Below are 23706 nucleotides of genomic sequence, written 5' to 3'. Positions count from 1 at the left end.
CGTCGCCTATGAATTCGCTCGAGTACGTGCCCGTCCCGGCGTTTGATGACAATTACATCTGGGTCGTGTCGGATGGACATTATGCCGTCGTCGTCGATCCGGGCGACGCCGCCCCGGTCAAGGCTTATCTGGCGAAACGGGGATGGCGGCTGAGCGCTATTTTACTCACCCACCATCATGCCGACCACGTCGGCGGAGTGGCCGATCTGCTGAACGGCCAGGATGCGCCCCAGGGTTTGCCCGTCTATGGGCCCGCCGGAGAGGCGATTCCGTTGCTCACGGAGCGCCTCGTGCAGGGCGACACGGTGCACGTCGCCGCGCCTTCGCTCGATTTCACGATCCTCGACGTGCCCGGCCATACGAGCGGCCATATTGCGTACTTCCAGGCGGCCGACTCGCGCGGCACGCCGCACGTGTTCTGCGGCGACACGCTGTTCGCCTGCGGCTGCGGCCGGCTGTTCGAAGGGACGCCCGCGCAGATGCTCAGGTCGCTGGATGCACTCGCCGCGCTGCCCGGCGAAACGGAAGTGCACTGCGCGCACGAATATACCTTGTCGAATATCCGTTTCGCGCTCGCCTGCGAGCCGGACAACGCCCAACTGCAAGCATGGCGCGACGAAGCGGCCGCGCTGCGCGCGCGCCACGTGCCGACGCTGCCCACGACCATCGCGCATGAGCGCGCCGTCAACCCGTTCTTGCGCGCGGGCGAAGCGTCCGTGCAGGCGGCGCTCGCCGACCAGTTGCATGAATCGGTGCCGGACCGGCTGGCCGCTTTCACATTGATGCGGGAGTGGAAGAACAGGTTCCGCTAACCGCTCCATTCATGGGGGCATGCTCATCCCAATCGTAGAAACAATCGCCAAGCCTCAGATTTGGCAGACTTTTTCACATCTTTCTGATTGACGGGAACGGCGCACTTTCGTACTATCGGCTGCAAATTCCAGCCCCTTTGGAAGCCGAGACGTTCATGAGATTCATCTTTTGCGCGTTGTTGGTCCTGACGCTCGCCGCGTGTGCGAGCCAGGGACCTACGACGAATAGCCTTTCCACTGCTTCCAATCCCGCTAACCAGCAAGCCGTAGCCGACGCCCTCCGCAAGACCGCCACCGCCAAAGAAACCATCAATGTCGACCAGAGTTCCGTCGACCAGTTGACGAGTGCAGACAGCGATCTCTGGGGCCGTATCCGCCGTGGTTTTCAGATGCCCGACCTGCAGAGCGACCTCGTCGACATGCAGGCGAACTGGTACGCACAGCGCCCGGACTACGTCCAGCGCATGACCGAACGGTCGCAGAAGTACCTGTATCACATCGTCGAAGAGCTCGAGGCGCGCCATATGCCGACGGAGCTTGCGCTGCTGCCGTTCATCGAATCCGCGTATAACCCGCAGGCGCTGTCGGTCGCGAAGGCGGCGGGCATGTGGCAGTTCGTGCCGGGCACGGGCCGCACGTACAACCTCAAGCAGAACATGTGGCAGGACGAGCGCCGCGACGTGCTCGCGTCCACCAGTGCCGCGCTCGACTATCTGTCGCGTCTGCACGATATGTTCGGCGACTGGTATCTGGCGCTCGCCGCGTACAACTGGGGTGAGGGCAATGTGCAGCGCGCGATCGCGCGCAACGAGGCGGCCGGCCTGCCGACGGACTACCAGAGCCTGCGCATGCCGATGGAAACGCGCAACTACGTGCCCAAACTGCAGGCCGTGAAGAACATCGTGTCGAACCCGCAGGTGTACGGGCTCACGCTGCCGTCCATTCCGAACCACCCGTACTTCGTCACCGTGACGACGTCGCACGACATCGACGTCGACACGGCGGCGAAGCTCGCGAACATGACGCCCGACGAATTCCGTTCACTGAATCCGTCGTTCAAGAAGCCGGTCATTCTTGGCGCGACGCAGCCGCAGATCCTGCTGCCGTTCGACAATGCCAGCGCCTTCGAGCGCAATCTGAAGTCGTACTCGGGCTCGCTGTCGTCGTGGACGACCTACACGGTCACCGAGCGCAGCCGTCCCGCCGCGATCGCCGAAAAGATCGGTGTCGACGCCGATACGTTGATGGCCGTGAACAAGATTCCGGCGGGTATGCGCCTGAAACCGGGCTCGACGATCGTCGTGCCGCGCGCCGATGACGACGACGAAGACATCAGCGCCGACGTCGCCGAAAGCGCCACGCTCGCGATGGAGCCGGACGTACCCGATACGCGCAAGATGCTGATTCGCGTGCGCCGCAAGCAGTCGATGGCGGTGCTCGCTGACCGCTACGACGTGTCGATCGGTCAGTTGAAGGCGTGGAACCGGACGAAGCGCGACATGGTGATGCCAGGCCAAGTCGTCGTGCTGCACGTGCCAGTTGGCAAGGCGATGCCGAGCGAGCCGGGCCCGCAGAAGCTGGCCACGGTGCCCGTCGGCGGCGGCGTGGAGAAGGCCAGCGCTCAGGTCGCAGACACGCGTTCAGAATCGCGCTACGATAAGAAGCGAGGCCGCGGCCACGCTGGCGTGGTGAAAGTGTCGGAACCGGTCGGCAAGACCGACAAGCCTGCTGCCGCAAAAGGCAGGGTGACGAAGGTTTCGACGGAAGCGGCCGGGAAGGCGTCGAAGGCTGAGACAGGTAGCCACCATAAGGTCTCGGCCAACGCGAAGAAGGGCAAGTAAAGAACAACGGCATTCTCGAGGATGACCGAACACGTGCTGCGGGGGCAGCGCGTGAAGTGCGCTCCGATCTCCCCTCGTTTCCTGAACGCCGTCACATGAAGTGACGGCGTTTTTCATTTCCGCCGACCTTTTCGCCGGCGTTTCCCCTGACGTTTTCCGTACGGCAAGCGCGGTCTTGCACCACGATGGACACGATTCCGTTATCGTTCATCCTCGGGCCCGCCGGGCCATCCTGCTGATGCATCATGTCCTCGACGCCCCTTCGTGTGTTCCTGCTGTTCTCTGCCGGTTATTTCGTCTCGTACGTTTTTCGTGGCGTCAACCTTGGCTTTGCACCGCTGATCACCCATGAACTCGGCTTGTCGGCCACCGATCTCGGTCTGCTGACCAGTCTCTATTTTCTTGGCTTCGCGGGCGCGCAACTGCCTGCGGGCGTGCTGCTCGATCACTACGGTTCGCGTCGCGTGACGGCGGGCATGCTGCTGTTCGCGGCCGCCGGTATCGGCGTGTTCGGGGCGGCGCACGGCGTCGGGGCGATGATGGTGGGGCGGCTTCTGATCGGCGTCGGCGTGTCGGTGTGTCTGGGTGGCGCGTTCAAGGCGCTCGCGCAGCATTTCCCGGCTGCGCGTCTGCCGCTGATCAACGGGCTCGTGATGGCCGTCGGCGGTCTCGGTGGGGTGGTGGTCGGTTCGCCGCTGACGTGGGTGCTGACCTTCGCGAGCTGGCGTGCCGTCTGTTTCGCGCTCGTCGTCCTCACGATCGTGGTCGCGGCGATGTTGTGGGCGTTCGCGCCCGAGAAGCAGGAGACGCGCCATCAGGCCAGCCTCGTCAGCCAGTTCAAGGGCACCTGGCACATTCTGCGTAGCGCGGCGTTCTGGAAGATTGCGTCGTTCTCGGTGGTCACGCAGGGCGTCTTTTACGCGATGCAGTCGCTGTGGGTGGGCGCCTGGCTGCGCGACGTATCAGGCTTCGGATCGCACGAAGCAGCCGCGCTCGTATCCGTGCTGGGCTTCGCGATGATGGCCGGCTGTGTGGGCTTTGGCGCGGCGGCCCGCAGCATGGAGCGGCGCGGTCTGTCGCTGTATGCGTTTTGCGGTGTCGGGATGGCCCTGTTTGTCATCACGCAACTGCTGATCATGCTGCGCGCGCCGCTGCCGGCGGGGCTGCTGTGGGCGGCTTACGGGATTTTCGGCGGCGTCGGCATCCTCAGCTATGCAGTGCTCGCGCGGCATTTCCCGCCGCATCTGATCGGCCGCGCCAATACGACTTTAACGCTGATCATTTTTCTGCTGATCTTCGGCTTCCAGATCGGCGTCGGCGCCGTGCTGTCGCGCTGGACACCCGTCGACGGCCACTATCCGCCCGCCGCGCATCTGCTCGCGTGGGGCATTCTCGTCGCGCTGCAACTGGCGAGCGCGGTCTGGTACGTGCTGCCGAGCCGCGTGCTTGCCAAAGATCCTGCGCATGTTCACGCGGAGCATCAGCCGTAAGTTGCCGGGCGTATCCTGATAAAGCCAAAGAGGGCGGCGAAGGGCGCGTTTTCAGCAAGCTGAGGGCGCCCGAGCGTGCCGTTGAGTCCTGTTCGCCCGTCGGTCGCCCATCTCGGATTTGAAGAGGAGGGTCGTTTCAGGCTATAATTTCAAGGTTTGAGCTTATCAACCCGCACCCTAGCGCCTACCTCTCCCACACCGTTCATCCGCCGCGTTTCGTTGTAGTCCCGGTCGTATCTTCGTCCATACTTCCGGCTACCGTCGCAAGCGGCCCGTGACCAGCCAGTCCGCCTACACGATGGGCCGACTGCCAGCTCCGCGAGGCCCGATGCGACTTCCCGCGAACAGCGCAACGCGAGCGAGCCTGCGCGCGCATCCCAGGATGCTGCTGCCGCGGCCCGCACGGTCGGATAGACAGGTCGGCAACAGGGTGCTCCCCCAAGGAGTCTCCCGTGTTGCCGTCATTTTCTCCCGCTCTGCTCGCGCTCGCCGACGGCACGGTCTTTCGTGGTTACTCGATCGGCGCGCCCGGCCATACGATCGGCGAAGTCGTCTTCAATACCGCCATCACCGGTTATCAGGAAATCCTGACCGACCCCAGCTACGCGCGCCAGATCGTCACGCTGACGTATCCGCACATCGGCAATGTCGGCGTGAACGCCGAAGATGTCGAAGCTACGAAAGTCCATGCCGCCGGCCTGATCATCCGTGATCTGCCCATTCTCGCGTCGAACTTCCGCATGGAGCGCACGCTCCCCGATTATCTGAAGGCGGAAGGCGTCGTCGCGATCGCCGGTATCGACACCCGCAAGCTCACACGCGTGCTGCGCGACAAGGGCGCGCAGAACGGCGCGATTCTCGCAGGCTCGGATGACGAAGCGAAGGCAATCGAACTCGCCCGCTCGTTTCCCGGCCTCGCGGGCATGGACCTCGCGAAGGTCGTGTCGACGCAGAAGCCGTACGAATGGAAGCAAACCGAATGGCGTCTGGGCACTGGCTACGGCATGCAGAACACGCCGCGCTACCGTGTGGTCGCGTTCGATTACGGCGTCAAGTACAACATCCTGCGCATGCTCGCCGAGCGCGGCTGCCACGTCACCGTGCTGCCGGCGCAAGCCACGGCCGCTGATGCACTCGCGCTCAATCCGGACGGCGTGTTCCTGTCGAACGGCCCCGGTGATCCGGAACCGTGCGACTACGCGATCGCTGCGACGCGCGAATTCATTGAACGCGGCATTCCGACGTTCGGCATCTGCCTCGGTCATCAGATCATGGGTCTCGCCGTCGGCGCGAAGACGATGAAGATGAAGACGGGCCACCATGGCGCGAACCATCCTGTGAAGGATCTGCAAGATGGCCGCGTCGTGATCACGTCGCAGAACCACGGCTTCGCGGTCGACGCCGACACGCTGCCGGCGAACGCAAAGGTCACGCACGTGTCGCTGTTCGACGGCACGCTGCAAGGCTTCGCGCTGACGGACAAGCCGGCCTTCTGCTTCCAGGGTCACCCGGAAGCGTCGCCCGGTCCGCACGACATCGCTTATCTGTTCGATCGCTTCACCGCGTTGATGGATGAGGCGAAGGGCAGCAAGTCGGCAGCGGCATAAGCGCAGCTCGCGAACAGCGACCGAATAGCGACGGTAACAAGGCGCGCTCCGCGACGCCGTTCGGCTGGCCCATTCGGGCCTCATCCGAACGGCACACCGCCGGCGCGCCAACAGTAAGAACTCAGGAATACATTAGCGAGAGCGTTATGCCCAAGCGGACAGACATCAAGAGCATCCTCATCATCGGCGCGGGTCCGATCATCATCGGCCAGGCGTGCGAGTTCGATTACTCGGGCGCACAGGCGTGCAAGGCGCTGCGTGAGGAAGGCTACAAGGTCATCCTCGTCAACAGCAATCCGGCGACGATCATGACCGACCCGAACACGGCCGACGTCACGTACATCGAGCCGATCACATGGGAAGTTGTCGAGCGCATCATCGCGAAGGAGCGCCCGGACGCGATCCTGCCGACGATGGGCGGCCAGACCGCGCTGAACTGTGCGCTCGATCTGCATCACCACGGTGTGCTGGAGAAGTACAAGGTCGAACTGATCGGCGCGTCACCGGAAGCGATCGACAAGGCCGAAGACCGTCAGAAGTTCAAGGACGCGATGACGAAGATCGGCCTCGGCTCGGCGAAGTCGGGCATCGCGCATTCGATGGAAGAGGCGATGCAGGTGCACGCGGAAATCGCCGCGTTCACGGGAAGCGGCGGCTACCCCATCGTGATCCGTCCGTCGTTCACGCTCGGCGGTTCGGGCGGCGGCATCGCGTACAACCGCGAAGAATTCGAAGAGATCTGCAAGCGCGGTCTCGACCTGTCGCCGACGCGCGAACTGCTGATCGAAGAATCGCTGCTCGGTTGGAAAGAGTACGAGATGGAAGTGGTCCGCGACAAGCAGGACAACTGCATCATCGTCTGCTCGATCGAAAACCTCGACCCGATGGGCATTCACACGGGCGACTCGATCACCGTCGCGCCGGCGCAGACGCTCACGGACAAGGAGTATCAGATCCTGCGTAACGCATCGCTCGCGGTGCTGCGCGAGATCGGCGTCGATACGGGCGGCTCGAACGTCCAGTTCTCGATCAATCCGAAAGACGGCCGGATGATCGTGATCGAAATGAACCCGCGTGTGTCGCGTTCGTCGGCGCTGGCGTCGAAGGCAACCGGCTTCCCGATCGCGAAGGTCGCGGCGAAGCTCGCCGTCGGCTACACGCTTGACGAGTTGAAGAACGAAATCACGGGCGGTCAGACGCCGGCTTCGTTCGAGCCGACCATCGACTACGTCGTCACGAAGATCCCGCGTTTCGCGTTCGAGAAATTCCGTGAAGCAGATCCGCGCCTGACTACGCAGATGAAGTCGGTCGGCGAAGTGATGGCGATCGGCCGCACGTTCCAGGAATCGTTCCAGAAGGCGTTGCGCGGTCTGGAAGTCGGCGTCGACGGTCTCGACGAAAAGACCACCAGCCGCGACGAAGTGATCCGCGAAATCGGCGAAGCCGGTCCGGACCGTATCTGGTACGTCGGCGACGCATTCCGTCTGGGTCTCACGCAACAGGAAATCTTCGAGGAAACGGCGATCGATCCGTGGTTCCTCGCGCAGATCGAAGAGATCATCCGCAAGGAAAAGGCGCTCGACGGCCGCACGCTCGCGAGCCTCACGAAGGAAGAACTGCGCTATCTGAAGCAGAGCGGCTTCTCGGATCGCCGTCTCGCCAAATTGCTCGGCGTGACGGGCACCGACGTGCGCAAGCGCCGTATCGAACTGAACGTGCGCCCCGTGTACAAGCGCGTCGATACCTGCGCAGCCGAGTTCGCGACCAGGACCGCGTACATGTACTCGACCTACGAGGAAGAGTGCGAAGCGAACCCGACGAACAACAAGAAGATCATGGTGCTGGGCGGTGGCCCGAACCGGATCGGCCAGGGCATCGAGTTCGACTACTGCTGCGTGCACGCTGCGCTCGCGATGCGCGAAGACGGCTACGAAACGATCATGGTCAACTGCAACCCCGAGACCGTTTCGACCGACTACGACACGTCGGACCGCCTGTACTTCGAGCCGCTGACGCTTGAAGACGTGCTCGAAATCGTCGACAAGGAAAAGCCGCTCGGCGTGATCGTCCAGTACGGCGGCCAGACGCCGCTGAAGCTCGCGCTCGATCTGGAGGCGAACGGCGTGCCGATCGTCGGCACGTCGCCGGACATGATTGACGCCGCGGAAGACCGCGAGCGCTTCCAGAAGCTGCTGCAGGACCTGAACCTGCGCCAGCCGCCTAACCGCACCGCGCGGGCGGAAGACGAAGCGCTGAAGCTCGCCGAGGAAATCGGCTACCCGCTCGTCGTGCGTCCGTCGTACGTGCTGGGCGGCCGCGCGATGGAAATCGTCCACGAGCCGCGCGATCTCGAACGCTATATGCGCGAGGCCGTGAAGGTGTCGAACGATTCGCCCGTGCTGCTCGACCGCTTCCTGAACGATGCGATCGAATGCGACGTCGACTGTATTTCGGACGGCGACACGGTGTTCATCGGCGGCGTGATGGAGCACATCGAGCAGGCGGGCGTGCACTCGGGCGATTCCGCGTGCTCGCTGCCGCCGTACTCACTGTCGAAGGAAACCGTCGCCGAACTCAAGCGTCAGACGGGCGCGATGGCAAAGGCGCTGAACGTGATCGGCCTGATGAACGTGCAGTTCGCGATCCAGCAGGTGCCGCAAGCCGACGGCTCGAAGCAGGACATCATCTACGTGCTCGAAGTGAATCCGCGCGCGTCGCGTACGGTGCCGTATGTGTCGAAGGCGACCAGCCTGCCGCTCGCGAAGATCGCGGCGCGTGCGATGGTCGGCCAGAAGCTCGCGCAGCAGGGCGTTACGAAGGAAGTGATTCCGCCGTACTTCAGCGTGAAGGAGGCGGTGTTTCCGTTCGTCAAGTTCCCGGCCGTCGACCCGGTGCTCGGACCGGAAATGCGTTCGACGGGCGAAGTGATGGGCGTGGGCCAGACGTTCGGCGAGGCGCTCTTCAAGTCGCAGCTCGCGGCGGGTTCGCGTCTGCCGGAGTCGGGCACGGTGCTGTTGACCGTGATGGACGCCGACAAGCCGAAGGCCGTCGAAGTCGCCCGTATGCTGCATGAATTGGGCTATCCGCTGGTTGCGACGAAGGGCACGGCGGCGGCGATCGAAGCGGCGGGTGTGCCGGTGCGCGTCGTGAACAAGGTGAAGGACGGCCGTCCGCACATCGTCGACATGATCAAGAACGGTGAGATCGCGCTGGTCTTCACGACCGTCGACGAAACGCGTGCCGCTATCGCCGATTCGCGCTCGATCCGCATGAGCGCGCAGGCGAACAAGGTCACGTACTACACGACGATGTCGGGTGCGCGTGCGGCCGTTGAAGGTTTGCGCTATCTGAAGGACCTGGAAGTCTATGATTTACAAGGACTCCATGCTCGCCTAAACTAAGGCTTCAGATTTCTGTCCAAGACGTAAGTGCCGCGGTTAAGCGGCGTCCCTAAGGTGTCAGATCGGGCTTCGTGCCACATTTGCGCACCGTATGGGATGCACTTAACCGCGGTGATTTTTTTTGTGGCTGTTTTTTGCCAAAGAGTTGTTTATGAGCACTATTCCATTGACGAAGCGCGGTGCAGATCAGCTGCGCGACGAATTGCAGCGTTTGAAATCGGTTGAGCGTCCAGCTGTCATCAATTCCATCGCGGAAGCGCGTGCCCAGGGCGATCTGTCGGAAAACGCCGAGTACGACGCGGCGAAAGAAAAGCAGGGCTTTATCGAAGGCCGCATCGCCGAGATCGAATCGAAGCTGGCGGCCGCGCAGATCATCGACCCGTCCGCGCTCGACGCCGAAGGCCGCGTCGTGTTTGCCGCGACGGTCGATCTCGAAGATCTCGATTCGGGTGATTCGGTTACCTATCAAATCGTCGGCGACGACGAAGCCGATCTCGAACACGGCCTGATCTCGGTCAGCTCGCCGATCGCCCGTGCGCTGATCGGCAAGTCGGAAGGCGATGTCGCGGCCGTGCAGGCACCGAGCGGCGTGCGCGAGTACGAAATCATCGCGGTCCGTTATATTTGAGGCCGAAGTCGTGTCTTCGATGCCGCATCGCCTGTTCCGCCTGCTGACGGTCGTGTGGGTCGGCAGTTTGCTGACCATCGGCTATGCCGTGGCGCCCGTGCTGTTTACGTCGCTCGACCGGATGACGGCGGGTGCGGTTGCCGCGCAGTTGTTTCGCATCGAAGGCGTGATCGGCGTGGTGTGCGGCGTGCTGCTGCTCGCGCTGTGTAATGTGCTGGTGCGGCGCGGCGGCGATGCATACCGGCGTCTTCGCTGGCTGATCGCCGGCATGCTGGTGTGCGTGTTGGTCGGTTATTTCGCGTTGCAGCCTTTCATGAATGCGCTGCGCATTGCCGCGCAGGAAGCGGGCACGGATGTCGGTCACTCCGTCTATGCAAGCCGCTTCGGCATGCTGCACGGCGTGTCGAGTGTGTTCTATCTGATCGAAAGCCTGCTGGGTATCGCGCTCGTCTGGAAACTGCCGGCGGGTATCGCGATGCCGGTAGAGCAGGGGGCGGGACGCGGCGCCGGTCGGGCGGCGGGCTGACTCGGTCGCGCTGATGGCAGCAAGTGGGTTTCAGCGATCTGACAGGTAGGCGACTCGAGCCGCAGCGGATGATTGCAGAATCATGCGGCCCATGAAGATTGCTCTTCGTTCGGCGCGGTCCACATGTTCAACCCGTTTTCCGCGCCGTTTCCGTCTTACTTCGACGTCTGATGCATGCGCTTCGCGCTGGTCTGGCGTTTCTTGGCTTTCTTGATGTTGCCGCCTGCCGTGACGCGCTCATTGCCGCGCACGATTACTTTTTGCGGCTTCGGGCGGCGCAGCGGATTGTCGGTCGCCTTGACGACCTTCACGACGCGGGGCGCGCGCCCCTTGTTCGACGTCGCGTCCTCTGCGGCTTCGCGGGCGCTCGGTAGCGCGCCGCGTTTCGCGGCCGGTTTCGCGCCGGCTTTGGTTTTCGCCGCCGGAGCGCGTTCGGTCGCCGTCTTTTCTGGCTTCCAGATGACGAGCAGCTTGCCGATGTGCTGGATCGGCGCGGCATTCAGGCGGTCGCAGATTTCTTCGTAGATCGCGATGCGCTCTTCGCGCTCGTCGCCGAACACGCGGATCTTGATCAGCTGGTGCGCTTTCAGGTGGACCTTGATTTCGGCCAGCACGGCGTCGGTCAGTCCTTCGGCGCCGACGAGCACGACCGGCTTGAGCGCGTGAGCCTGGGAGCGCAAGTCGGCGCGTTGTTCGGAAGTAACTTTGAGGGCGGGCATGTGAAGTGGAAGACTCGACTAAAATGGCGGCGCCCGTGAGCAGGGATCGGTCGATCCGGCGAAACGGCAGGCGGCGCGCGAAAAGTTAGAAAACTGCGGGCGGAAAATACGGCGCCGGCAGAAAGTGCGACGGCAGCGCGGACAGCAAGCAGAACCACGGCGCGGAACACGGCCTTTGGCTGCAACCGCGCGAATGAAACGCGTATTATCCGCTAAAAGCGCGGCATTACGTAGCAAGAGTTCAACGTTTAATGGCAAAAAACAAGTTCAACACGTCGTGGCTGCACGACCACATCAACGATCCGTACGTGAAAATGGCGCAGCGGGAGGGTTATCGCGCCCGCGCCGCCTATAAGCTGAAGGAAATCGACGAGCAGGACAAGCTGATCCGGCCCGGTCAGGTCATCGTGGACCTCGGTGCTGCGCCAGGCAGCTGGAGCCAGTACGTGCGCAACAAGCTTTCGCTGGGCAAGCACCGCGATGCGCAGCGCGAAGGCGGCATCGACGGCACGATCATTGCGCTCGACCTGCTACCGATGGAGCCGATCGCCGACGTTCATTTCATCCAGGGCGACTTTCGCGAAGACAATGTCCTCGAACAGCTGGAGGACGTAGTAGGAAATCGCGATGTCGATCTTGTAATTTCGGATATGGCGCCCAACCTGTCGGGAGTGGCGGTGGCGGACGCCGCGCGGATCGAGCATGTGTGCGATCTCGCGCTGGAATTTGCCCAAAACCACCTGAAACCCGATGGTGCCCTTTTAGTCAAATGCTTTCACGGCAGCGGTTACAGCCAGATTGTCGAAAAGTTCAAGCATCAGTTTAAGACGGTGGCCGCGCGCAAGCCGAAAGCGTCCCGGGACAAGTCGTCCGAGACGTTCATTTTGGGAAGGCATCTGAAGCGGCCCCGTTGAACTGGGGTGCAGTGATATGTGAGCCCGCATTTCCGGCACGCCGGAAAATAAGAGCGCTGAGGTTGCGCGGTACGCTATTTGTGCGGTAGCGAATGCTTATGGCAGGGGTCTTCGGACTGGATTAGAATGCCTGAGTGGTGCCGCAAGGCAAATGTAGGCGCTTGTCTATGAGTGAAGGAGTGGTGCTTTGAACAACAACATGTTTTCGAAAGCAGCAGTGTGGCTGGTTATCGCACTGGTGCTGTTTACGGTGTTCAAGCAGTTCGACAAGCCCCGTGTCCAGGAAGGCGTTTCCTATTCGCAGTTCATGGATGACGCAAAGAGCGGCAAGGTCAAGAGCGTGATCGTGCAAGGGCGCAACCTCACGGTGACGCCGGCCGACGGTCAGAAGTATCAGATCGTGTCGCCGGGCGACATCTGGATGGTCGGCGACCTGATGAAGTATGGCGTGCAGGTGAGCGGCAAGGCTGATGACGAGCCGAACGCGCTGGTATCCGCGCTGTACTACCTCGGACCAACCATCCTGATCATCGGATTCTGGTTCTACATGATGAGACAGATGCAGGGGGGCGGCAAAGGCGGAGCCTTCTCGTTCGGTAAATCCCGTGCGCGTCTGATCGATGAGAACAACAACGCGATCAATTTCTCGGACGTCGCAGGCTGCGACGAGGCCAAGGAAGAAGTCTCCGAACTGGTCGACTTCCTGCGCGATCCGCAGAAGTTCCAGAAGCTGGGCGGTCGCATTCCGCGTGGCGTGCTGCTGGTCGGCCCGCCGGGAACCGGTAAGACGCTGCTTGCACGCGCCATCGCTGGTGAAGCGAAAGTGCCGTTCTTCAGCATCTCGGGTTCGGATTTCGTCGAAATGTTCGTCGGCGTGGGTGCGGCTCGCGTGCGCGACATGTTCGAACAGGCCAAGAAGCATGCGCCTTGCATCGTGTTCATCGACGAAATCGACGCGGTCGGCCGTCATCGCGGCGCCGGCATGGGCGGCGGTAACGACGAGCGCGAGCAGACGCTGAACCAGATGCTCGTCGAAATGGACGGTTTCGAGGCGAACTCTGGTGTGATCGTGATCGCTGCGACGAACCGTTCGGACGTACTGGACAAGGCGCTGCTGCGTCCGGGCCGTTTCGACCGTCAAGTGTACGTTGGCCTGCCGGACATCCGCGGCCGCGAGCACATCATGAAGGTGCACCTGCGCAAGGTGCCGATCGCGAATGACGTCGACGCGGCAGTGATCGCGCGCGGCACGCCCGGCTTCTCGGGCGCGGACCTCGCGAACCTGGTGAACGAAGCGGCGCTGTTCGCGGCACGCCGTGGCAAGCGCATCGTTGAAATGCAGGACTTCGAAGACGCGAAGGACAAGATCTTCATGGGTCCGGAGCGCAAGTCGGCTGTGATCCGCGAGGACGCGAAGCGCGCGACGGCATACCACGAGTCTGGCCACGCGGTCATCGCGAAGCTTCTGCCGAAGGCCGATCCCGTGCACAAGGTCACGATCATTCCGCGTGGCCGTGCGCTGGGTGTGACATGGCAGTTGCCGGAGCACGACAACGAAACGTATTCGAAGGACTATCTGCTTGACCGTCTGGCTATTCTGTTCGGCGGCCGGGTGGCGGAAGAGCTGTTCCTGAACCTGATCAGCACGGGCGCTTCGGACGACTTCAACAAGGCCACGTCCACGGCGCGCGCAATGGTCGCCCGCTTCGGCATGACGGACGCCTTGGGGCCGATGGTGTACGTCGACGACGAGAACGATCAGTCGCCGTTCGGCCGCGGCTTCACGCGTACGATTTCCGAAGCGACGCAGCAGAAGGTGGATGCGGAAATCCGCCGCGTGCTCGACGAGCAGTACAGCCTCGCGAAGCGCCTGCTGGACGAGAACCGCGACAAGGTCGAAGCAATGACTGCCGCGCTGATGGAGTGGGAAACGATCGACGCCGATCAGATCAACGACATCATGGCCGGACGCCCGCCGCGCTCGCCGAAGAGCAGCCCGTCGCCGGGCGATGCTTCGGGCGGCAGCAGCCCGGGCACGGAAGTCAAGCCGGGCAGCGCGACCGCGCCGGCTACCTGATAATCGGTTAAAGGTGTTTTACGGGCCGGTGTGATTTCACACCGGCCCGTTTTCATTTCTAATGCTGGTCTGATCGTGATGCAGTTCTGTTGCGGTGTGTACTAAACCTTTTGCCTTTGTCTTACGCCCATTCTCGTGTCCAACTCCGATTCCTCGCTTTATCCGATTCCCGAACCGATGCAATGCGGCCGGTTCACGTTCACATTCGAACGTCCGCTCGTGATGGGCATCCTCAACGTCACGCCCGATTCCTTTTCCGATGGCGGCCTGTATGCCGATCCGGGCAAGGCACGGATGCAAGCGGAGAAGATATTGGCGGACGGTGCCGACATCATCGATATCGGCGGCGAGTCGACACGACCTGGCGCGCCGCCCGTGCCGCTCGATGAGGAACTGCAGCGGGTGATTCCGCTCGTCAAGGAACTCAGCGCCGCAGGCATTCCCGTTTCCGTCGATACCTACAAGCCCGAAGTGATGCGCCATGCGCTGGCGGCGGGCGCTGATCTGATCAATGATATCTGGGGCTTCAGAATGCCCGGTGCGATCGATGCGGTGCGTGACAGCCAATGCGGCCTGTGCGTGATGCACATGCTGGGCGAACCGCAGACGATGCAAGTCGGCGAGCCGGTTTACGACGATGTCATTGCCGACGTCCGCGCCTTTCTGGAAGAACGTGTCAATACGATGATAAGAACCGGTGTTGCGAAAAATCGCATCAGCGTCGATCCGGGCTTCGGATTTGGGAAGACGGTCGAGCATAATTATGCGCTGCTCGCTCGCTTGCCTGAGACATCGCCGGTTGTCGGCACGCCGCTGCCGATTCTGGCCGGCATGTCGCGTAAATCGATGCTGGGGGCCGTCGTGAACCGGCCCGCGCCCGAACGGGTGGCAGCAAGCATTGCAGCGGCCGTGTGTGCGGCTGAACGGGGGGCAGCAATCATCCGCGTGCACGATGTGGCGCAGACGGTGGATGCACTGAAAGTATGGGCGGCGACGCGCGACGCAGCGCGGCGCGCCTGATCTCCACGCTTGGGAGGAAAATTCCAATATGGCACGTCGGTATTTCGGAACGGATGGGATTCGTGGCAAGGTCGGCGATGCGCCGATCACGCCGGACTTTGTGCTGCGCCTCGGCTACGCGGCCGGCAAGGTGCTGGCGGGCGCCGACACCTGGGCTAAGACGGGCTCGCGGCCTACGGTGCTGATCGGCAAGGACACGCGTGTGTCGGGCTACATGCTCGAAGCCGCGCTGGAATCGGGCTTCTCGGCAGCGGGTGTCGACGTGATGCTGGCCGGTCCGATGCCGACGCCGGGCGTCGCGTATCTGACGCGTGCGCTGCGCCTCGCGGCAGGCGTCGTGATCAGCGCGTCGCACAATCCGTACTACGACAACGGCATCAAGTTCTTCTCCGCCGACGGCAACAAGCTGCCGGACGAAGTCGAGTCGCAGATCGAAGAGCAACTGGACAAGCCACTCGACTGCGCGCCTTCGGAGCGGCTCGGCAAGGCACGCCGTCTGGATGACGCGGCTGGCCGCTACATCGAGTTCTGCAAGAGCACCTTCCCGCAGGCGTTCGATCTGCGCGGCATGAAGCTGGTCGTCGATTGCGCGCATGGCGCCGCGTACGACGTGGCGCCGCATGTGTTCCACGAACTCGGCGCGGACGTGATCACGATCGGCGTGTCGCCGAACGGCTTCAACATCAACGACGGCGTCGGCGCGACGGCGCCGGATGCGCTGGTGCGCGCGGTGCGCGCGAACAAGGCCGATATCGGCATTGCACTCGACGGCGACGCGGACCGTCTGCAGATCGTCGACGCGAACGGCCGGCTCTACAACGGCGACGAACTGCTCTACGTGCTCGTGCAGGACCGTATCGCGACGCAAGGCAAGGTCGAAGGCGCAGTCGGCACGCTGATGACCAACATGGCCGTCGAAGTCGCGCTGAAGAAGGTGGGCGTGCAGTTCGTGCGCGCCGCGGTCGGCGACCGCTACGTGCTGGAAAAGCTGCGCGAGCACGGCTGGGAACTGGGCGCGGAAGGCTCGGGCCACATCCTGTCGCTGGATCGACATTCGACAGGCGACGGCATCGTTTCCGCGCTGCTGGTGCTCGCGGCGATGCAGCGCAGCGGCCGCTCGCTCGAGCAGCTGCTCGCGGGCGTCACGCTGTTCCCGCAAAAGCTGATCAACGTGCGGATGCAGCCGGGCGCGGACTGGAAGAGCAGCGACGCGATCCGTCGTGCGATCAACGAGGCGGAAGGCGCGCTCGACGGCAGCGGCCGTGTGCTGATCCGCGCCTCGGGCACCGAGCCCGTCCTGCGCGTAATGGTGGAGGCTGCGCGCGAGAAGGATGCCTTGCACCATGCGGAAACGATCGCTGCCGTCGTCAAGCAGGCGACGTCCTGACCTGCGACGCAAGCGGTTTCGGACCGAAGCACAAGAAGGGCGGCTCCATGCCGCCCTTTTTTGCGCCCCGAATGATGTCGCAGCATTAAAAAAATACTTAAACAATTGCGACACCGATGACGAAACGCGCAAACGTTGTCGCTCCGCCAATTTCGAGCGTTAAAGCGCCGATTCAGCACGCATCTGCTCCAGCAGTAGAAACCCTGGCGTAGCGCCTTTCACGCCCGTAATAAGACTGTCACAGTAACTTCACGGATAGTCACATGACTGTCACAAAGGGTCACTATTCTTCGCGGTGTCGTTGCACACGCTCACAACCACGGAGAAAACATGAAACTGATGCAAACCGCGTTCGCTGGCATGGCTGGCGCTCTCTTTGCGATCGCAGCGCAAGCCGCCGACATCACCGGCGCGGGCAGCACCTTTGCAGCACCGATCTACACGAAGTGGGCCGATGCGTACCAGAAGACGGGTGGCGGCAAGGTTAACTACCAGGGCATCGGCTCGTCGGGCGGCGTCAAGCAGATCGTCGCGAAGACGGTTGACTTCGCGGGCTCGGACGCTCCGCTGAAGGACGACGAACTGGCGAAGGACGGCCTGTTCCAGTTCCCGACGGTCGTCGGCGGCGTGGTGCCCGTCGTCAACGTGCCGGGCGTGAAGGCTGGCGAAATCACGCTGTCGGGCGAAGTGCTCGGCGACATCTACCTCGGCAAGATCAAGAAGTGGAACGACCCGGCAATCGCCGCGCTGAACCCGAAGGCAAAGCTGCCGGATACGGACATCGCCGTGGTCCGCCGTGCTGACGGCTCGGGCACGTCGTTCATCTGGACGAACTACCTGTCGAAGGTCAACGCCGAATGGAAGTCGAAGGTCGGCGAAGGTTCGACGGTCAACTGGCCGACGGGTACGGGCGGCAAGGGCAACGACGGCGTCGCGGCATTCGTGCAGCGTCTGCCGGGCGCAATCGGCTACGTCGAGTGGGCGTATGCGAAGCAAAACCACATGACCTACGTCGACATGAAGAACTCGTCGGGCACGGTGGTCGAGCCGAAGACGGAAACGTTCAAGGCGGCGGCAGCAGGCGCGGATTGGTCGAAGTCGTTCTACCAGATCCTGACGAACGAGCCGGGCAAGAACGCATGGCCGATCGTCGGCGCGACGTTCGTGCTGCTGCACACGACCCAGGAAAAGGGTCCGCAAGGCGCGGAAACGCTGAAGTTCTTCGACTGGGCGTTCAAGAACGGCGGCCAGGCTGCAAACGATCTCGACTACATCTCGCTGCCGGAATCGGTTGTGTCGGAAATCAAGACGCAGTGGAAGGCCAAGGTCAAGGATGCGTCGGGCAAGTCGCTCGCCGAGTAATCCTCGATACGCAGCAACAGCAGCACCCACCGCGCGCATGACGTAACTGCGCGCGGCCGGCCGCCCGGCTTCGATGAGGCCCGGCGGCCGTAGTACTGGCCGTGTGGCATACGCCATGCGGCAACCGGAAACCGGAAACAGGTTTATCAGCTCCCATGTCCGACCTCCCTCTCACTTCTGACGCGGCCCGGTCGACTCCGCCCGGTAGCACGACGCAGAAAGCGCCCAGCCGCGCAGGCGATATCATTTTCGGCGGCATCGCCCGGCTTTCAGCCATCGTCACGCTACTGCTGCTCGGCGGCATTATCGTGTCGCTGATCGTCGCTTCGCTGCCGACGATCCAGAAATTCGGCCTCGCATTCCTGTGGACCGCCGACTGGGATCCACCGTCCGAACAGTTCGGCGCGCTGGTGCCCATCTACGGCACGATTGCGACGTCGATCATTGCGCTCATCATCGCTGTGCCCGTCAGCTTCGGCATCGCGCTCTTCCTGACGGAACTGTCGCCCGCGTGGCTGCGCCGGCCGCTCGGCATCGCAATCGAACTGCTCGCCGCGATTCCGTCGATCGTCTATGGCATGTGGGGTCTGCTCGTGTTCGCGCCGATCTTCGCGACGTGGTTCGAAAAGCCGCTCGGCACGCTGCTCGGCGGGATGCCGATCATCGGCGCGCTGTTCAAGGGGCCGCCCATCGGCATCGGCATTCTGTGCGCGGGTGTCATCCTCGCGATCATGATCATCCCGTACATCGCCTCGGTGATGCGCGACGTGTTCGAAGTCACGCCCGTGCTGCTGAAGGAATCGGCGTATGGCATCGGCTGCACGACGTGGGAAGTGATGTGGAAGATCGTCCTGCCGTTCACGAAGACGGGTGTGATCGGCGGCGTGATGCTCGGCCTCGGCCGCGCGCTCGGCGAGACGATGGCCGTCACGTTCGTGATCGGCAATACGAACCTGCTCGACAACGTGTCGCTCTTTTCGCCGGGTAACAGCATCACGTCGGCGCTCGCGAACGAATTCGCGGAAGCGGCGCCTGGCCTGCATACGGCCGCGTTGATGGAACTCGGCCTGATCCTGTTTGTGATTACCTTCATCGTGCTGGCGATTTCGAAGATCATGCTGCTTCGCCTCGAGAAAGGGGAGGGCGCGAAATGAGCCAGTCCTCGTTGAACATGCCGGGCAGCACGGATGCCGCAGCGCTCGAAGCGATGCGCAACAAGCTGCAGAAGCGCCGCAAGGCCACCAACGCGGTCGCGCTGACGCTCTCGCTCGCCGCAATGGCATTCGGCCTGCTGTGGCTCGTGTGGATTCTGTACACGACGCTGCGCCTCGGCGTCGGCGGCCTGTCCGTCGAGCTGTTCACGCAGTCGACGCCGCCGCCGAACACGGATGGCGGCGGTCTCGCGAACGCGATCGTCGGCAGCCTGATGCTGGTCGTACTGGCGACGTTCGTCGGCACGCCGATCGGCATCATGGCGGGCGTGTATCTCGCCGAGTACGGCCAGAAGGGCTGGCTCGCGAGCATCACGCGCTTCATCAACGACATTCTGCTGTCGGCGCCGTCGATCGTCGTCGGTCTGTTCGTGTATGCCCTCGTCGTTGCGAAGATGGGCCACTTCAGCGGCTGGGCGGGTGTGATTTCGCTCGCGCTGCTGCAGATCCCCATCGTGATCCGCACCACCGAGAACATGCTGAAGCTGGTGCCGAACGCGCTGCGTGAAGCGGCCTTCGCACTCGGCACGCCGAAGTGGAAGATGGTGCTGTCGATCACGCTGAAAGCGTCGATCGCGGGCATCGTGACGGGCGTGCTGCTCGCGATCGCGCGTATCGCCGGCGAAACGGCACCGCTGCTCTTCACGGCGCTGTCCAACCAGTTCTTCACGATGGACATGAATCAGCCGGTTGCGAACCTGCCGGTCACGATCTTCAAGTTCGCGATGAGCCCGTTTGCGCAGTGGCAGTCGCTCGCGTGGGCTGGGGTATTCCTGATCACGCTCGGAGTGTTGGGTCTCAACATTCTCGCGCGTACGATCTTTTCGAAAAAGTAAGGGCGGAGCGATCCGATGAACATGGCAGAAAGTCACCTGAATCCCGTCGAACGCCCGGCGGTACCCGCCGGTTTCGACCCGGCGCAGAGCGGTCAAGCGGCAGCGCCCTCGCGCCCGAAGATCGAAGTCAACAACCTGAACTTCTTCTACAACAAGTACCACGCGCTGAAGAACATCAACCTGCAGATTCCCGAAGGCAAGGTGACGGCGTTCATCGGCCCGTCGGGCTGCGGCAAGTCCACACTGCTGCGCACGTTCAACAAGATGTACGCGCTCTATCCGGAGCAGCGCGCCGAAGGCGAAATCCTGATGGACGGCGAGAACCTGCTGACGACGAAGCGCGATATCTCGCTGCTGCGCGCGCGTATCGGCATGGTGTTCCAGAAGCCGACGCCGTTCCCGATGTCGATCTACGACAACATCGCGTTCGGCGTGAAGATGTTCGAAACGCTGTCGCGCTCGGAGATGGACGATCGCGTCGAATGGGCGCTCACCAAGGCAGCGCTGTGGAACGAAGTGAAGGACAAGCTCGGCCAGAGCGGCTACGGTCTGTCGGGCGGCCAGCAGCAGCGTCTGTGTATCGCGCGCGGCATCGCGATCCGTCCGGAAGTGCTGCTGCTCGACGAGCCGTGCTCGGCGCTGGACCCGATTTCGACGGGCCGCATCGAAGAGCTGATCGCAGAACTGAAGAGCGACTATACGGTGGTGATCGTCACGCACAACATGCAGCAGGCGGCGCGTTGTTCGGACTACACTGCTTATATGTATCTGGGTGAGCTGATCGAATTCGGCGACACCGAAAAGATCTTCATCAAGCCGGTCCGCAAGGAAACGGAAGACTACATCACGGGCCGCTTCGGTTAAGCACTGAGCGTACGCACGAGCTTAGGAGTAACACATGTCCGACAAACACCTGTCCAGCCAGTTCGACGCCGACCTGAACCTGGTGTCATCCAAGGTGCTCGAAATGGGCGGCCTCGTCGAGGCACAGATCGTCGCCGCGATGAACGCGCTGAACGAATTCGACGTCGGCATCGCCGACCAGGTGATCGCCGCAGAAGACCGTCTGAACCAGATGGAAGTCGAGATCGACGAAGAGTGCAGCAACATCATCGCGCGACGCCAGCCGACGGCGCGCGACCTGCGCCTCGTGATGGCGATCTCGAAGACGATCACGAACCTCGAACGTGCCGGCGACGAAGCCGAGAAGATCGCGAAGCGCACGAAGCGCCTGTCGGAAGACGGTGCATCGCGCACGATCAACATCGCCGAAATCAAGCTGTCGGGCGATATGGCCGTGAGCATCCTGCGCCGTGCGCTCGACGCGTTCGCGCGCCTCGATACCGTGGCTGCCGCGCAGATTGTGCGCGACGACAAGGCGATCGACGAGGAATTCCGCGCCTTCGTGCGCAAGCTGATTTCGTACATGACGGAAGATCCGCGCCTGATCTCCGTGGGACTCGATTTCCTCTTCATCGCGAAGGCGATCGAGCGGATCGGCGATCACGCGAAGAACATCGCCGAGTTCATCATCTACGTGGTGAAGGGCACGGACGTGCGCCACATGGGCCGCGACGCGCTCGAGCGCGAAGCGCTCAGCTGATCGTCTGACGTTCAGCGAATCCGCACAGCCAAACCGTATATACCGTTTATCAAGAGGCGCCGATGCCCAGCAGTATTCTCGTTATCGAAGATGAACCCGCAATTTCCGAGCTGATCTCGGTCAACTTGCAACACGCGGGCCATTGTCCGATTCGTGCGTACAACGCCGAACAGGCGCAGAACCTGATCAGCGACGTGCTTCCCGATCTCGTGCTGCTCGACTGGATGCTGCCGGGCAAATCGGGCATTGCGTTCGCGCGCGACCTGCGCAACAACGAGCGCACGAAGCACATCCCGATCATCATGCTGACGGCGCGTGGCGACGAGCAGGACAAGGTGCTCGGACTCGAGATCGGCGCCGACGACTACGTGACCAAGCCGTTTTCGCCGAAGGAACTGATGGCGCGCATCAAGGCGGTGCTGCGCCGCCGTGCGCCGCAGCTGACGGAAGACGTCGTCGCGATCAACGGCCTGAAGCTCGACCCGGCCACGCACCGCGTCGCCGCTCATGCGGAAGGCAGCGAGATCAAGCTGGATCTCGGTCCGACGGAATTCCGTCTGCTGCACTTTTTCATGACGCATCCGGAGCGCGTGCACAGCCGCACGCAACTGCTCGACCAGGTGTGGGGCGATCACGTGTTCGTCGAAGAGCGTACCGTCGACGTGCACATCAAACGTCTGCGGGCCGCGCTGAAGCCGGCGGGCTGCGATGCGATGATCGAGACGGTGCGCGGCAGCGGCTATCGCCTGGCCAAAAGCGCATAAGGTAAACTGATCGAAAAACACGAAGCGCGCTGCGGGTTCTCGACGCAGCGCGCTTTGTTGTCTCTGAAGTCTTCAGGTTCGTCTTCAAGGTCGCACATGAACATCATCTGGGCACGCTCCCTGGTATCGCTTGTGCTCCTCGCTGTGTTGTGCGTGGCAGTCGGCATCTTCGTCAACACGAAAGCGGCGTTGGCGATCGCCGTGCTCGCGCTGCTCGCGCAAGGCATCTTCAGCACGTTCCACAAGCAGCGCCTGTGGCGTCTGCTCGATGCGCCGGTGTATGGCGAAGTGCCGAGCGCACCGGGCATCTGGGGCGAAATCTACTACCGGCTGCACAAGCTCGCGAAGCGCTGGCACGCGCAGGTGCGCCAGGTCGAGCAGCAGCATTCGCGGTTCATTCAGGCGATCCAGGCGTCGCCGAACGGCGTCGCGATGCTCGACGATCACGATCAGATCGAGTGGTGCAACGCGATTTCCGAAGAGCATTTCGGCCTCGACGCGAAGCGCGATTTGCGTCAGCACATCACGCATCTCGTGCGTCATCCCGACTTCGTCCGCTATCTGAACTCTCATCATTATGAAGAGATGCTGATCATGCGCGGGATGGGCGAGAAGCGTCAGAACGTGCTGTCCGTTCAGGTGTTTCCGTATGGCGAGAACCGCAAGCTGGTGCTGTCGCAGGACATTACGGAACTGGAGCGCACGGATGCGATGCGTCGCGACTTCGTGGCCAACGTGTCGCACGAACTGAAGACGCCGTTGACGGTGCTGTCCGGCTTTCTCGAAACGATGCGAGAGATACCGCTCGACGAGAGCGAGCGCGTTCGCTATCTCGATCTGATGATGCAGCAGGCGCAGCGGATGCAGCATATCGTCAGCGATCTGCTGGTGCTGGCGACGCTCGAAGGCGACAACAAGCCGCCGAGCAACCAGATGGTGGATATGCGCGCGGTGCTGCGGCATCTGGAGGACGATGCGCAGAGCCTGTCGGGTGGACGTCACCGGATCGGCTTCGAGGCCGACGAGGCGTTGACGGTGACGGGCGTCGAGACGGAGATCATGAGCGCGTTCGGCAATCTCGTTACGAATGCGATTCGGTATACGCCTGACGGCGGGTCGATCAATGTGAGCTGGCACGCTCAGGGCGGGCAGGCCACGTTCTCGGTTAGCGATAGCGGGTTGGGGATTCCTGCCGCGGATATTCCACGGTTGACTGAGCGGTTCTATCGCGTCGATCGGAGTCGGTCACGTGATACGGGTGGGACCGGGCTTGGGCTTGCCATCGTCAAGCATGTGTTGCAGCGGCATGATGCGCAGCTTGAGGTGAAGAGCGAAGAAGGGCGGGGGAGTACGTTTACCGTTCGGTTTCCTGTTGCCCGGAGTGCGCGGCTTCAGTCGACCGCCGCTTGATTCTGCTTTTTTGTCTGCGACGAAGTCGCCATTTTTGCCTTCTCGGCGTGGGGTTGCCTTCTCGGCGTGGGGTTGCCTTCTCGGCGTGGGCTACGCCT

Annotated in this window: 19 protein-coding genes; 18 read left to right on the top strand and 1 reads right to left on the bottom strand. The window is 62.5% G+C overall.

Translation table 11 applies throughout. The features are described 5' to 3' along the window. Positions 1-8 precede the first annotated feature (8 nt). The 7 genes from gloB (at position 9) to G3N95_RS30645 (ending at position 10305) form a co-directional block, all read left to right on the top strand. Complete coding sequence (gloB, locus tag G3N95_RS30675; protein WP_205973853.1) at positions 9-812, top strand: hydroxyacylglutathione hydrolase; 804 nt, start codon at positions 9-11, stop codon at positions 810-812. Between the two features lie 155 nt (positions 813-967). Then, positions 968-2653 (top strand): transglycosylase SLT domain-containing protein, encoded by a 1686-nt coding sequence (locus G3N95_RS30670; RefSeq protein WP_205973852.1) that lies wholly within the window; start codon positions 968-970, stop codon positions 2651-2653. Positions 2654-2898: 245 nt separating this feature from the next. Continuing rightward, entirely contained in the window at positions 2899-4143 is a 1245-nt protein-coding gene (locus tag G3N95_RS30665) for an MFS transporter (protein WP_205973851.1), read from the top strand. A 452-nt stretch (positions 4144-4595) separates the two neighbouring features. Then, positions 4596-5750 carry a glutamine-hydrolyzing carbamoyl-phosphate synthase small subunit gene (carA, locus tag G3N95_RS30660; protein WP_205973850.1) on the top strand — a complete coding sequence of 385 codons (1155 nt, stop codon included), beginning with the start codon at positions 4596-4598 and terminating at the stop codon, positions 5748-5750. Between the two features lie 146 nt (positions 5751-5896). Then, positions 5897-9151 carry a carbamoyl-phosphate synthase large subunit gene (carB, locus tag G3N95_RS30655; protein WP_205973849.1) on the top strand — a complete coding sequence of 1085 codons (3255 nt, stop codon included), beginning with the start codon at positions 5897-5899 and terminating at the stop codon, positions 9149-9151. A gap of 151 nt (positions 9152-9302) precedes the next feature. Next, positions 9303-9779, top strand: coding sequence for a transcription elongation factor GreA (gene greA / locus G3N95_RS30650; RefSeq protein ID WP_205973848.1), 477 nt, complete (start codon positions 9303-9305; stop codon positions 9777-9779). Between the two features lie 19 nt (positions 9780-9798). Then, on the top strand, positions 9799-10305 hold the full coding sequence (locus tag G3N95_RS30645; protein WP_205973898.1) for a DUF4149 domain-containing protein: 507 nt from the start codon (positions 9799-9801) through the stop codon (positions 10303-10305). A 155-nt stretch (positions 10306-10460) separates the two neighbouring features. Here the strand turns inward: G3N95_RS30645 and G3N95_RS30640 are convergent, their stop codons facing one another. Next, positions 10461-11024, bottom strand: coding sequence for a YhbY family RNA-binding protein (locus G3N95_RS30640; protein ID WP_205973847.1), 564 nt, complete (start codon positions 11022-11024; stop codon positions 10461-10463). Positions 11025-11275: 251 nt separating this feature from the next. Here G3N95_RS30640 and G3N95_RS30635 point away from each other — a divergent pair, with 251 nt between their 5' ends. From G3N95_RS30635 to phoR, 11 genes are all read left to right on the top strand, one after another. Next, positions 11276-11938 carry an RlmE family RNA methyltransferase gene (locus G3N95_RS30635; RefSeq protein ID WP_205973846.1) on the top strand — a complete coding sequence of 221 codons (663 nt, stop codon included), beginning with the start codon at positions 11276-11278 and terminating at the stop codon, positions 11936-11938. Between the two features lie 187 nt (positions 11939-12125). Further along, the gene (ftsH, locus tag G3N95_RS30630) at positions 12126-14015 is read left to right on the top strand and encodes an ATP-dependent zinc metalloprotease FtsH (RefSeq protein WP_028367723.1); all 1890 of its coding nucleotides are present in this window, start codon (positions 12126-12128) and stop codon (positions 14013-14015) included. A gap of 135 nt (positions 14016-14150) precedes the next feature. Further along, positions 14151-15035, top strand: coding sequence for a dihydropteroate synthase (gene folP / locus G3N95_RS30625; RefSeq protein WP_205973845.1), 885 nt, complete (start codon positions 14151-14153; stop codon positions 15033-15035). Positions 15036-15063: 28 nt separating this feature from the next. Further along, a complete protein-coding gene (glmM, locus tag G3N95_RS30620; RefSeq protein WP_205973844.1) occupies positions 15064-16422 on the top strand; it encodes a phosphoglucosamine mutase in 1359 nt (452 codons plus the stop codon). 330 nt (positions 16423-16752) lie between these two features. Further along, on the top strand, positions 16753-17784 hold the full coding sequence (gene pstS, locus G3N95_RS30615; protein WP_205973843.1) for a phosphate ABC transporter substrate-binding protein PstS: 1032 nt from the start codon (positions 16753-16755) through the stop codon (positions 17782-17784). A 155-nt stretch (positions 17785-17939) separates the two neighbouring features. Continuing rightward, entirely contained in the window at positions 17940-18938 is a 999-nt protein-coding gene (pstC, locus tag G3N95_RS30610; protein WP_205973842.1) for a phosphate ABC transporter permease PstC, read from the top strand. Beyond that, positions 18935-19831, top strand: a complete 897-nt coding sequence (gene pstA / locus G3N95_RS30605) for a phosphate ABC transporter permease PstA (RefSeq protein ID WP_205973841.1) — start codon at positions 18935-18937, stop codon at positions 19829-19831. Before pstC ends, pstA begins: the two co-directional genes overlap by 4 nt. A gap of 15 nt (positions 19832-19846) precedes the next feature. Next, on the top strand, positions 19847-20695 hold the full coding sequence (pstB, locus tag G3N95_RS30600) for a phosphate ABC transporter ATP-binding protein PstB (RefSeq protein ID WP_205973840.1): 849 nt from the start codon (positions 19847-19849) through the stop codon (positions 20693-20695). Positions 20696-20729: 34 nt separating this feature from the next. Next, a complete protein-coding gene (gene phoU / locus G3N95_RS30595; protein WP_028367730.1) occupies positions 20730-21434 on the top strand; it encodes a phosphate signaling complex protein PhoU in 705 nt (234 codons plus the stop codon). A 62-nt stretch (positions 21435-21496) separates the two neighbouring features. Next, a complete protein-coding gene (gene phoB / locus G3N95_RS30590; RefSeq protein WP_006051991.1) occupies positions 21497-22198 on the top strand; it encodes a phosphate regulon transcriptional regulator PhoB in 702 nt (233 codons plus the stop codon). 96 nt (positions 22199-22294) lie between these two features. Next, positions 22295-23608 (top strand): phosphate regulon sensor histidine kinase PhoR, encoded by a 1314-nt coding sequence (gene phoR / locus G3N95_RS30585; RefSeq protein WP_205973839.1) that lies wholly within the window; start codon positions 22295-22297, stop codon positions 23606-23608. Positions 23609-23706: the final 98 nt, after the last annotated feature.

It is taken from the genome of Paraburkholderia sp. Tr-20389 (assembly GCF_017104565.1).
Lineage (GTDB): Bacteria > Pseudomonadota > Gammaproteobacteria > Burkholderiales > Burkholderiaceae > Paraburkholderia.
Note: the sequence above shows the minus strand (reverse complement) of the source record. Positions and strands in the feature narration are given on the sequence as shown.

What these genes read in the sequence shown, in the direction of transcription:
- phoB (WP_006051991.1), top strand. Translation starts at nt 21,497, where the DNA reads ATGCCCAGCAGTATTCTCGTTATCGAAGATGAACCCGCAATTTCCGAG.
- G3N95_RS30640 (WP_205973847.1), bottom strand. Translation starts at nt 11,024, where the DNA reads ATGCCCGCCCTCAAAGTTACTTCCGAACAACGCGCCGACTTGCGCTCC.
- G3N95_RS30635 (WP_205973846.1), top strand. Translation starts at nt 11,276, where the DNA reads ATGGCAAAAAACAAGTTCAACACGTCGTGGCTGCACGACCACATCAAC.
- gloB (WP_205973853.1), top strand. Translation starts at nt 9, where the DNA reads ATGAATTCGCTCGAGTACGTGCCCGTCCCGGCGTTTGATGACAATTAC.
- G3N95_RS30645 (WP_205973898.1), top strand. Translation starts at nt 9,799, where the DNA reads ATGCCGCATCGCCTGTTCCGCCTGCTGACGGTCGTGTGGGTCGGCAGT.
- G3N95_RS30670 (WP_205973852.1), top strand. Translation starts at nt 968, where the DNA reads ATGAGATTCATCTTTTGCGCGTTGTTGGTCCTGACGCTCGCCGCGTGT.
- glmM (WP_205973844.1), top strand. Translation starts at nt 15,064, where the DNA reads ATGGCACGTCGGTATTTCGGAACGGATGGGATTCGTGGCAAGGTCGGC.
- phoU (WP_028367730.1), top strand. Translation starts at nt 20,730, where the DNA reads ATGTCCGACAAACACCTGTCCAGCCAGTTCGACGCCGACCTGAACCTG.
- G3N95_RS30665 (WP_205973851.1), top strand. Translation starts at nt 2,899, where the DNA reads ATGTCCTCGACGCCCCTTCGTGTGTTCCTGCTGTTCTCTGCCGGTTAT.
- pstB (WP_205973840.1), top strand. Translation starts at nt 19,847, where the DNA reads ATGAACATGGCAGAAAGTCACCTGAATCCCGTCGAACGCCCGGCGGTA.
- greA (WP_205973848.1), top strand. Translation starts at nt 9,303, where the DNA reads ATGAGCACTATTCCATTGACGAAGCGCGGTGCAGATCAGCTGCGCGAC.
- pstA (WP_205973841.1), top strand. Translation starts at nt 18,935, where the DNA reads ATGAGCCAGTCCTCGTTGAACATGCCGGGCAGCACGGATGCCGCAGCG.
- carB (WP_205973849.1), top strand. Translation starts at nt 5,897, where the DNA reads ATGCCCAAGCGGACAGACATCAAGAGCATCCTCATCATCGGCGCGGGT.
- pstC (WP_205973842.1), top strand. Translation starts at nt 17,940, where the DNA reads ATGTCCGACCTCCCTCTCACTTCTGACGCGGCCCGGTCGACTCCGCCC.
- phoR (WP_205973839.1), top strand. Translation starts at nt 22,295, where the DNA reads ATGAACATCATCTGGGCACGCTCCCTGGTATCGCTTGTGCTCCTCGCT.
- pstS (WP_205973843.1), top strand. Translation starts at nt 16,753, where the DNA reads ATGAAACTGATGCAAACCGCGTTCGCTGGCATGGCTGGCGCTCTCTTT.